This is a genomic window from Pinisolibacter aquiterrae (assembly GCF_019160155.1).
Taxonomy (GTDB): domain Bacteria; phylum Pseudomonadota; class Alphaproteobacteria; order Rhizobiales; family Ancalomicrobiaceae; genus Pinisolibacter; species Pinisolibacter aquiterrae.
In genome coordinates, this window is the sequence record NZ_JAFNIH010000023.1 from 352,422 (window position 1) to 361,896 (window position 9,475).

The 9,475-nt window shown below is 70.1% G+C and carries 9 protein-coding genes; 7 read left to right on the forward strand and 2 right to left on the reverse strand.

The window, feature by feature from the left end:
• Nucleotides 1-34 precede the first annotated feature (34 nt).
• Both J3S89_RS09310 and J3S89_RS09315 read right to left on the reverse strand, forming a co-directional pair.
• Nucleotides 35-724, reverse strand: coding sequence for a hypothetical protein (locus J3S89_RS09310; protein ID WP_217927205.1), 690 nt, complete (start codon nt 722-724; stop codon nt 35-37).
• Between the two features lie 270 nt (nt 725-994).
• Nucleotides 995-1,381: a hypothetical protein gene (locus tag J3S89_RS09315; protein WP_217927206.1), complete on the reverse strand. Its 387-nt coding sequence runs from the start codon at nt 1,379-1,381 to the stop codon at nt 995-997.
• A 36-nt stretch (nt 1,382-1,417) separates the two neighbouring features.
• On the opposite strand from J3S89_RS09315, the gene J3S89_RS09320 reads away from it, so the two are divergent.
• From J3S89_RS09320 to guaA, 7 genes are all read left to right on the forward strand, one after another.
• Entirely contained in the window at nt 1,418-1,999 is a 582-nt protein-coding gene (locus J3S89_RS09320; RefSeq protein ID WP_274383113.1) for a bacteriohemerythrin, read from the forward strand.
• Nucleotides 2,000-2,194: 195 nt separating this feature from the next.
• A complete protein-coding gene (gene guaB / locus J3S89_RS09325; protein WP_217927208.1) occupies nt 2,195-3,697 on the forward strand; it encodes an IMP dehydrogenase in 1,503 nt (500 codons plus the stop codon).
• A complete protein-coding gene (locus tag J3S89_RS09330) occupies nt 3,697-4,119 on the forward strand; it encodes an MAPEG family protein (protein WP_217927209.1) in 423 nt (140 codons plus the stop codon). The genes guaB and J3S89_RS09330 overlap by 1 nt, the downstream gene beginning before the upstream one ends.
• A 66-nt stretch (nt 4,120-4,185) precedes the next feature.
• Complete coding sequence (locus J3S89_RS09335; protein WP_217927210.1) at nt 4,186-4,758, forward strand: hypothetical protein; 573 nt, start codon at nt 4,186-4,188, stop codon at nt 4,756-4,758.
• Nucleotides 4,755-6,074 carry an RsmB/NOP family class I SAM-dependent RNA methyltransferase gene (locus J3S89_RS09340; protein WP_217927211.1) on the forward strand — a complete coding sequence of 440 codons (1,320 nt, stop codon included), beginning with the start codon at nt 4,755-4,757 and terminating at the stop codon, nt 6,072-6,074. The genes J3S89_RS09335 and J3S89_RS09340 overlap by 4 nt, the downstream gene beginning before the upstream one ends.
• Nucleotides 6,071-7,657, forward strand: a complete 1,587-nt coding sequence (locus J3S89_RS09345) for a glycosyltransferase family 39 protein (RefSeq protein WP_217927212.1) — start codon at nt 6,071-6,073, stop codon at nt 7,655-7,657. The genes J3S89_RS09340 and J3S89_RS09345 overlap by 4 nt, the downstream gene beginning before the upstream one ends.
• A 93-nt stretch (nt 7,658-7,750) precedes the next feature.
• Nucleotides 7,751-9,316, forward strand: a complete 1,566-nt coding sequence (guaA, locus tag J3S89_RS09350; protein ID WP_217927213.1) for a glutamine-hydrolyzing GMP synthase — start codon at nt 7,751-7,753, stop codon at nt 9,314-9,316.
• The last annotated feature ends 159 nt before the right edge of the window (nt 9,317-9,475 follow it).

Genomic DNA, 9,475 nt, shown 5'->3' on the forward strand with positions numbered 1-9,475 from the left:
GGCGTCGACCGTGATCGACGCCCGGCTCGCCGGTTCACAGGGAGCGGCAGGTGACCGGCCCGGACACCCTGACGCTCGTCTTGCCGTCCGGCGTGATCGTCACGTCGCGGCGGAAGCCGATGGCGCTGGTGAAGTCCGGCTGGGCGTTCGCGGCCTCGTAGGCGGCGGCGCAGTTCGGCGCCTGTTTGGCGAGATCGCCGGTGAGGCCCGCCAGCTTGGCGAGCTTTCCCCAGCAGGCCTTGTCCTTCAGGATCGAGCAGGTCTCGTAGACCTCGTGGCGATAGCCGATGCCGAGACCCGTCGCGTCGGCGCTCACCACCATGGCCTTCGGATCGGCCGGCGACAGCCCGTCGGCGGCGCGGGCGACCTCGCCGCGATGGATTCGCTTGCGGGTGGCGAAGTCGTAGACGTCGACGCCGGTCGCGTCGGCGAAGACGTAGAGGGATCCCGTGCGCCCGATCAGCCCGAGCGTCGCGTCGTAGCCGACGGCGCCGGCCGCCTTGCCGGGCGTGCAGGGCGCGTTCGCGGCCTTGATGAAGCTCACCACCGGGTTCGATTCCGAGTCGAGCACCAGCGCGCGGACGGTGACGTCCGGGTAGTACGCGCAGGTGATCGAGCCGTCGTTCGGCAGTTTGACCGACTTGGTACTCGACGGGGCCTCGAGCCCGGTCGCCGTCGCCGGCGCGGCGCCTTCGGCCCAGGCCACCCCTGCGAAGACAGCCATCCCTGCCCACATCGTTCCGGCCAGTCCGATCGCGATCGACGTCCTCATCCGCCACCTCCCGAGTCCCGTCCCACAAAGGACCGAACCCCACGGCGGACTGCCGGGACGACGTCGGTCCGGACGGTGAGGCGAGACGCTAACAAAGCGGCCTGACGTTACGCAATCACGGCACATGTCCGCCCTCCGTCGTTCGACATCCGAACAACGGGAGAAACGGCGAATGGCGCCCACGGCCGGGCGCCCTTCCGTCGCGACGAGAGGTCGGTGCCGTCAGCGGGCCTCGACCCAGCAGATGCGCTGCGAGCCGAGGTAGCGTTCGTGGCGGTCGAAGCGATCCTGCCAACCGCATACGGTCTTGCGGTCCGGTCCTTCGTAGGGGAAGCCGAGCGCGGCGACGGGGACGCGCGTGCCGGGGCGGCCGGGCACCCAGACCTCGACCGGCTTCTGGTAACCGGGCACGCCGACGTGGCGCAGCGAGCGGCCGGCCGGCGCGCTCGGCCGCGACCACGGCCAGGAGAAACCCTCGCCGCGGCCGACGCCGAAATCGATCCCGACCCCGGCGAAGAGGCCGACGCCTTCGGCCCTGGCGGGCACGGTCATCGCCAGCGCGCCGAGCGTGGCGATCGCACCGATCGCCAGGATGGACTTCTGAAACATGGTCTGACGCCCCGCTCCGAATTGAACAGGGCGATGATGCCATGCGCGGGATGGGAAACGGGTTACCGCCCGGGCGGGACATGCCGCAGCGGCAGGAGTTTTCACCGGCAGGGTGAAGAGAGGCTCGAGGCGATCGCGACATTTCGAACGATCGCGCGCCTCGGACCGCCGGCATCGAGATTGCAGGGCGCCCGGGCCCCTCCCCTCTCGCGTCGGGAACACGACATGACCGATCGCCTTCTCCAAGATCTCGTCCTCGGCCTCGCCGAGATCGACGACGACCACGCCGCCTCGATCGCGCTGTGGACGGCGGCCCGCGACTCGGGGCCGGCCGACTTCCTCGCCGCGCTCACCGCCTGGGTCGATCACCTCGAGACGCATTTCGTCCGCGAGGAGATGTTGATGAAGCGGATCGCCTACAAGGAGATCGCTCATCACGAGGCCGAGCATCGGCGGGTGGTGGCGGAGGGGCGCGGCTTCGTGGCGCAGGTGGCGGCGGGGCGGACGATGATGGCGCGCGCCTACGCGGCCGAAATGATCCCCGACTGGCTCCGCCGCCACGTCGTCATGTTCGACAGCGAGGTGGCGCGGGTGGCGAAGCTCGCCGGGGTCGCCTGAGGCCCCCGCGCCCGAGCCCCACATCCTGTGCATGACGGACCCTCGCACGCGACATTTCGCGGGTCTCTTCCCCATCCGTCATTTCCGTGTTATCAGCCGCCGCCAACTCCGATGGACGACATGTCGGAACCGGCTGCGGGATTGCCCATGAGTCCCGCCGGCCGGTCTTTCCGTATTTTGAGAGGACGTTGGCCGATGGCGACCTTCTACGTACCCGCCCATTCCCCCGAAGCGCTGACCTTCGACGACGTGCTGCTGCTGCCCGGTCATTCCGAGGTCATGCCGGGCGAGGTCGACGTGCGGTCGCGGGTCACCCGCGAGATCGAGCTCAACCTGCCGATCCTCTCCTCGGCGATGGACACCGTCACCGAGGCGCGTCTCGCCATCGCCATGGCCCAGGCCGGCGGCATCGGCGTCATCCATCGCAACATGGAGCCGGACGAGCAGGCCGAGCAGGTCCGCCAGGTCAAGAAGTTCGAGAGCGGGATGGTGGTCAACCCGATCGTCATCGGCCCGGACGCGACGCTCGCCGACGCCCTCGCGCTGATGGCGCGCTTCAAGATCTCCGGCATTCCGGTGGTCGAGGACGGCGGCACCGGCGGCTCGCATCTCGGGCGCCTCGTCGGCATCCTCACCAACCGCGACGTCCGCTTCGCCTCCAATCTCGAGCAGCGCGTCTACGAGCTGATGACGCGCGAGGATCTCGTGACCGTCAACGAGGGCGTCAGCCAGGACGAGGCCAAGCGGCTTCTCCACACGCACCGCATCGAGAAGCTCCTGGTGATCGACGACCAGCATCGCTGCACCGGCCTCATCACCGTCAAGGACATCGAGAAGGCGCAGCACCACCCCTACGCCTCCAAGGACGCCCAGGGGCGGCTGCGGGCCGCCGCCGCCACCACCACCGGCGACAAGGGCTTCGAGCGCGCCGAGCGCCTGATCGACGCCGGCTGCGACCTGCTCGTGGTCGACACCGCCCACGGCCATTCCCAGCACGTCCTGAACATGGTCGAGCGGGTCAAGCGGCTCTCCAACACCACCCAGATCCTGGCCGGCAACATCGCCACCCGCGACGGCGCCAAGGCGCTGATCGACGCCGGCGCCGACGCCGTCAAGGTCGGCATCGGCCCGGGTTCGATCTGCACCACCCGCATCGTCGCCGGTGTCGGCGTGCCGCAGCTGACGGCGATCATGGAGGCGGTCGAGGTCGCCCGCGAGGCCGGCGTTCCCATCGTCGCCGACGGCGGCATCAAATACTCGGGCGATCTGGCCAAGGCGCTCGCCGCCGGCGCCTCGGTCGCGATGATCGGCTCGCTGCTCGCCGGCACCGAGGAGAGCCCGGGCGAGGTCTATCTGCACCAGGGCCGCTCCTACAAGGCCTATCGCGGCATGGGCTCGGTCGGGGCGATGGCGCGCGGCTCGGCCGATCGCTACTTCCAGGCGGAAGTGCGCGACACGCTGAAGCTGGTGCCGGAAGGCATCGAGGGTCAGGTGCCCTACAAGGGCCCGCTCGGGGCGGTGTTGCATCAGCTCGCCGGCGGCCTGCGCGCCGCCATGGGCTATGTCGGCGCCCGCACGCTTCCCGAGTTCTCCGAGAAGTCGCGCTTCGTGCGGATTTCCGGGGCGAGCCTTCGCGAGAGCCACGTCCACGACGTGACCATCACTCGCGAGAGCCCGAACTATCCGAGCAACATCTGATGGCGACGGCGGCGCGCCTCCTGCTCTTCGCCCTGCTCGCCCAGATGACGACCACGCTCGCGGTCGGCGTCTGGCTCGGGTGGACCCGCTCCCGCGCCGTCAAGGCGCGGGCGGTCAAGGGCGACGTCATGCTGTCGCCGGAGGGCTGGCCGAAGCAGGCCCGCGCCGCCTCGAACAACTTCTCCAATCAGTTCGAGGTGCCGGTGCTGTTTTATGCGCTGGGGCTGACGATGCTGTGGCTGAAGGCGGCGGGGCCGGTCTTCGCCGCGCTCGCCTGGGTGTTCGTGGCGAGCCGGATCGCCCATGCGATCGCTCATTGCGGCCCCAACGACTTGCGCTTTCGGGCGCCGGCCTATTTCGTCGGGGTCGCGGCGGTGATCGTCATGCTGGTGATGACGGTGGTCGCCGCGTCGTCCGCCTGACGGCGGTCGCCTACTGGGAGCGACGGGCGTCCGGTTCGGGACCGGAGGTGACGGGAGGAGAGGCGCATGCGGGACGGACGGCCGGCGATCAGCCTTTCCCTGCTCGCCTTCGCGCTGGTGGTCGCGGCGACCACCGCGACGATCGTCCTGTTCGCGGTGATGCAATTCGTCACGGTGCCGCGGATCTCGGCCATGGCGGGGGGCGCGACGCCGTTCGATCTGCGCCTGACGGGCTATGATCGCGGCGAGGCGCTGGCGCTGCTCGAGGCGCTCGGGGCCGCGGGGCGCGCGGAATATCTCCGCGTGCAGTTGCGCATCGACGACGCCTTCGCGCCGCTCTACGGCATCACGCTGTCGCTGGCGCTCGCCGAGATCCTCGGCCGGGCCGGGGTCGGGCGCTTCCTCGCCTTCGCCCTCGCCTTCCTGGTGGTGTTGCCGGTCGCCGGTTTCGACATCGCCGAGAACGCCGCCATCGCCGAAATGCTGCGGCGGCCACCCGACACGGTCGACGCCGCCACCGTGGCGCTCGCCTCGTTCCGCACCACCGCCAAATGGGCGCTCGCCGGCGGCGCCGTCACGGTCGCCCTGATCGGCATCCTGCTGGCCAATCGACGCATCGACAGAAAGTACGACGCATGAAGACGGGTGGACGCCTGCAAGCCGCGATCGAGGTGCTCGACGACGTCGAGAAGCACCGCCGCCCCGTCGCCGACGCGCTGAAGGACTGGGGCCTCGCCCATCGCTTCGCCGGCTCCGGCGACCGCACCGCGATCGGATCGCTCGCCTTCGACGCACTGCGCCGCAAGGCCTCCAACGCCTGGATCATGGGCGAGGGAAGCGCGCGCGCCGCCGTCCTCGCCACCTACGCGCTGACCTGGGGCCAGGGCCTCGCCGGGCTCGAGGCGGCGCTCGCCGATCCGCACGCGCCGAAGCCGCTGACGAAGCGCGAGCGCGAGCGCCTCGCCGCCGACCCCGAGGCCGTGCTCGCCGAGGCGCCGGACGCTGTCCGCGCCGACGTGCCCGAGTGGCTCGCGCCGTCGCTGGCGAGCCTGTGGGGCGAACGGATGGTCGAGGAGGGCCAGGCCCTCGCCGATCGCGCAACCGTCGATCTGCGCGTCAACACGCTGAAGGGCGACCGCGCTCGCGCGATCGCCGCGCTCGCCGAACTCGGCGCCACCGCCTCGCCGCTGTCGCCGGTCGGCCTGCGCCTGCCCGACCTCGCGCCGACCGCCAAGCCGCCGCACGTCCCCTCGGAGGCCGCCTATCAGGAGGGCCTCGTCGAGATCCAGGACGAAGGCTCGCAGATCGCCGCGCTGGTGGCCGGTCCGCGTCCGGGCGAGCGGGTGCTCGATCTCTGCGCCGGCGGCGGCGGCAAGTCGCTCGCCATGGCCGCCACCATGGGCAATCGCGGCGCGATCTTCGCCTACGACACCGACAAGCGCCGCTTCGGCGACTTCCGCGATCGCGCCGCGCGGGCCGGGACCTCGATCGTCGAACTCCGGCCGCCGGTCGCCGGCGGCGACGCGCTGATCGATCTCGAGGGATCGATCGACTGCGTCTTCGTCGACGCGCCCTGCACCGGCACCGGCACCTGGCGCCGCCGCCCCGACGCCAAATGGCGGCTGCGTCCCAACGCGCTCGACGCGCGGATGAAGGATCAGGATCACGTCCTCGACGAGGCCGCCCGCTTCGCCGGATCCCGCGCCCGGATCGTCTACGTGACCTGCTCGGTGTTGCGGGAAGAGAACGAGGACCGGGTCGCCGCCTTCCTCGCCCGCCACGACGGCTGGCGTCTCGCCGACCCCCTCGCCCGGCTCGCGCCGGAGACGGCGGTGGTGCTCTCCAGTTTCGTCGGCGCCCGCGACGGCGTGGGTCCGTGCCTGCGGCTGACCCCGGCCGGGGCCGGCACCGACGGGTTCTTCGCCGCCGTCCTGGAACGGGAGGACGTGGCATGAGGCTGCCGGCCCTCCTCGAGGATGCGCGCGACGGGATGCTCAATCTCGTCGAGGGGTTCGACGCGCTGGCCGATCGCCGCTGGGGCTTCGCCGAACGCGAGGATCGCGCCTGGGCGCTGCTGACGCTGCTGCTGGTCGGCCATGTGCTGGTCTGGACGCTGCAGCCGCTGCTCTCGCACAACAACCTCGCCGACAGTGTCGACATGGTCGAGAACTGGGCCTGGGGTCAGGAGTGGCAGCTCGGCTATTGGAAACATCCGCCCTTCTTCGCCTGGGTGACCGGGGCGTGGTTCGCCTTCTTCCCGCGCGCCGACTGGGCCTATTTCCTGCTCGCGGCGGTCAATTCGGCGGTCGGGCTCGCCGGGGTCTGGGCGATGACCGGGGTGATCGACGCCAGTCCGCGCCGCCGTCTCGTCGCGGTGGCGGCGCTCGCGGTGACGCCGATCTACGGGTTCCTGGCGCTGAAGTTCAACGCCAATGCCATGCTGCTCTCGGTCTGGCCGTGGGCGGCCTGGGCGTTCCTGAAGGCGGTGAAGCGGCCGGGGCTCGTCAACGGCGCCGTGCTCGGCCTGTTGCTCGCCGTCGCCATGCTGTCGAAATACGTCTCGCTGGTGCTGGTCGTCGGCATGATCGTGGTGGTGCTCGCCGAACCGCGACGCTGGGCGCTCATACGCTCGCCGGCGGCGGTCGGGGCGGTGGTGGTCGGGCTCGTCGCCTTCGCGCCGCATGCGATCTGGATGATCGCGACCGACTTCCGCACGCTCGCCTATGCCGAACATCAACGCGCCGCCTCGACCGGGCAGTTCCTGAACTATCTGATCCGCCTGCCCTTCTCGATGCTGCTGTTCCTGGCGCCGATGATCGCCGTGGTGCTGGTGTCGCTGCCGCGCGGCGAATGGGGCGCGTTGCGGCGGGTCTTCGCCTGGGTCGCCTCGGACGGGGAGCGGCGGCGGATGTTGGGGCTCGGCATCGCGCCCTTCGTGGCGACCTGTCTGCTCGGCGCCTGGAAATGGGCGAAGCTCTCCTCGCAATGGGGCTTCCCGCTGATGTTCACCGCGTCGTGGCTGCTGGTCTCGGCGCCCGGCGTCGAGGCGCGCCGCTTCCGGCTCGACCGGGTGGCGCTGCTCGTCGCGCTGGTCTGGGCCGGGCTCGTCGCGACCGCGCCGGTGGTGAACCTCGCCGGCACGCTCGCCCAGACCAAGGTGCACGTCGACCCGCGCGCCGAACTCGCCCACGAGGTGACGCGGATCTGGCACGAGGCGAACGGCGGAGCGCGTCTCGCGGTCGTCGCCGGCACCTTCGAACTCGCCAACAACACCGCCTTCTATTCCGCCGACGCACCGTCGGTGCTGACCGAATTCGACTTCCTCAAGTCGCCGTGGCTGACGCCGGAGGGCGTGCGCCGGAGTGGGGTCGCGGTGATCTGCGACGTCGACGACGCCGATTGCGCGGCGAAGGCGCGGTCGGTTCTCGACGCCGATCCGACCCCGCGCATCGTCACGGTTTCCAAACACTGGTTCGGCTTCGCGCTGAAGCCGCGAACCGTCCATCTCTTCCTGCGCTTGCCCGCGGCGGGCGCGTGATTTAGAGCCTCTCGACGACGGCGGCGGGTCGCGGCCCGCCGTCCCTCTTCTCCTCCGGGCGCCTTGGCCGCCTGCCCAATCCGGGGACCTCGCATGACCCACGATTCGATCCTCATCATCGACTTCGGCTCGCAGGTGACGCAGCTGATCGCCCGTCGCGTCCGCGAGACCGGGATCTATTGCGAGATCCATCCCTTCCAGAATGCCGATGCCGCCTTCGCCAAGCTGAAGCCGAAGGGCGTGATCTTCTCCGGCGGCCCGGCCTCGGTGACCGACGAGGGCAGCCCCCGCGCGCCGCAGGCGGTGTTCGACGCGGGCGTGCCGATCCTCGCGATCTGCTACGGCCAGCAGACGCTGGCGACCCAGCTCGGCGGCAAGGTCGAGGGCGGGCATGCGGCCGAGTTCGGCCGCGCCGACGTCGAGATCCTGAAGGCCTCGCCGCTCTTCGAGGGCTTCTGGGAGGTGGGCAAGCGCTATCCGGTGTGGATGAGCCACGGCGACCGCGTCACCGAGCTGCCCGCCGGCTTCGAGGTGGTGGGCACCTCGGAGAACGCTCCCTTCGCCATCGCCGTCGACGAGAAGCGCCGCTACTACACCACCATGTTCCACCCGGAGGTGGTGCACACGCCCGACGGCGGCAAGCTCCTCGCCAACTTCGTCCACGGCATCGTCGGGCTGAAGTCGGACTGGTCGATGGCGGCCTATCGCCAGGAGATGATCGCCAAGATCCGCGCCCAAGTCGGGACCGAACGGGTGATCTGCGGGCTTTCCGGCGGCGTCGACTCCTCGGTCGCGGCGGTCTTGATCCACGAGGCGATCGGCGATCGGCTGACCTGCATCTACGTCGATCACGGCCTCATGCGTCAGGCGGAGAGCGAGCAGGTCGTCGGCATGTTCCGCGACCACTACAACATCCCGCTCGTCCACGTGGACGCCTCGGAGACCTTCATCGGCGAGCTCGAGGGCGTCTCCGACCCGGAGACCAAGCGCAAGATCATCGGCCGGCTCTTCATCGAGACCTTCGAGGCGGAGGCCCACAAGATCGCCGCCGACGGCAAGGGCGCGCCGACCTTCCTCGCCCAGGGCACGCTCTACCCGGACGTGATCGAGAGCGTCTCCTTCTCCGGCGGCCCGTCGGTGACGATCAAGAGCCACCACAACGTCGGCGGGCTCCCCGAGCGGATGAACATGAAGCTCGTCGAGCCGCTGCGCGAGCTCTTCAAGGACGAGGTGCGCGCGCTCGGCCGCGAGCTCGGCCTGCCCGAGAGCTTCATCGGCCGCCACCCGTTCCCCGGCCCGGGTCTCGCGATCCGCTGTCCGGGCGGCATCACCCGCGAGAAGCTCGACATCCTGCGCAAGGCCGACGCGATCTATCTCGACGAGATCCGCAAGGCGGGCCTCTACGACCAGATCTGGCAGGCCTTCGCGGTGTTGCTGCCGGTCCAGACCGTCGGCGTGATGGGCGACTACCGCACCTACGACTACGTGCTGGCGCTGCGCGCGGTCACCTCGGTCGACGGCATGACGGCGGACTTCTACCCCTTCGACATGGCCTTCCTCGGCCGCGCCGCGACCCGCATCATCAACGAGGTGCGCGGCGTGAATCGCGTCGTCTACGACGTGACGTCGAAGCCGCCGGGGACGATCGAGTGGGAATGAGGGGTGGAGACCCAAACTTACTTCACAATACATGACGTGCTCCCCATTTTCCTGCCGGTCATAAGTTTGGTCCGGCGGTGATCTGGCCCTGATCGGACCGGGTGGCGAACACCGACGGCGCGAGGCCGCCGAGGCTCGAATGGGGGCGGAGGGTGTTGT

Bases quoted from the DNA above. Each gene is read 5' to 3' on its own strand.
- J3S89_RS09320 (WP_274383113.1), top strand. From the start codon at position 1,418: ATGCCATGCGCGGGATGGGAAACGGGTTACCGCCCGGGCGGGACATGC.
- J3S89_RS09335 (WP_217927210.1), top strand. From the start codon at position 4,186: ATGCGGGACGGACGGCCGGCGATCAGCCTTTCCCTGCTCGCCTTCGCG.
- guaB (WP_217927208.1), top strand. From the start codon at position 2,195: ATGGCGACCTTCTACGTACCCGCCCATTCCCCCGAAGCGCTGACCTTC.
- J3S89_RS09340 (WP_217927211.1), top strand. From the start codon at position 4,755: ATGAAGACGGGTGGACGCCTGCAAGCCGCGATCGAGGTGCTCGACGAC.
- J3S89_RS09315 (WP_217927206.1), bottom strand. From the start codon at position 1,381: ATGTTTCAGAAGTCCATCCTGGCGATCGGTGCGATCGCCACGCTCGGC.
- J3S89_RS09330 (WP_217927209.1), top strand. From the start codon at position 3,697: ATGGCGACGGCGGCGCGCCTCCTGCTCTTCGCCCTGCTCGCCCAGATG.
- J3S89_RS09310 (WP_217927205.1), bottom strand. From the start codon at position 724: ATGGCTGTCTTCGCAGGGGTGGCCTGGGCCGAAGGCGCCGCGCCGGCG.
- guaA (WP_217927213.1), top strand. From the start codon at position 7,751: ATGACCCACGATTCGATCCTCATCATCGACTTCGGCTCGCAGGTGACG.
- J3S89_RS09345 (WP_217927212.1), top strand. From the start codon at position 6,071: ATGAGGCTGCCGGCCCTCCTCGAGGATGCGCGCGACGGGATGCTCAAT.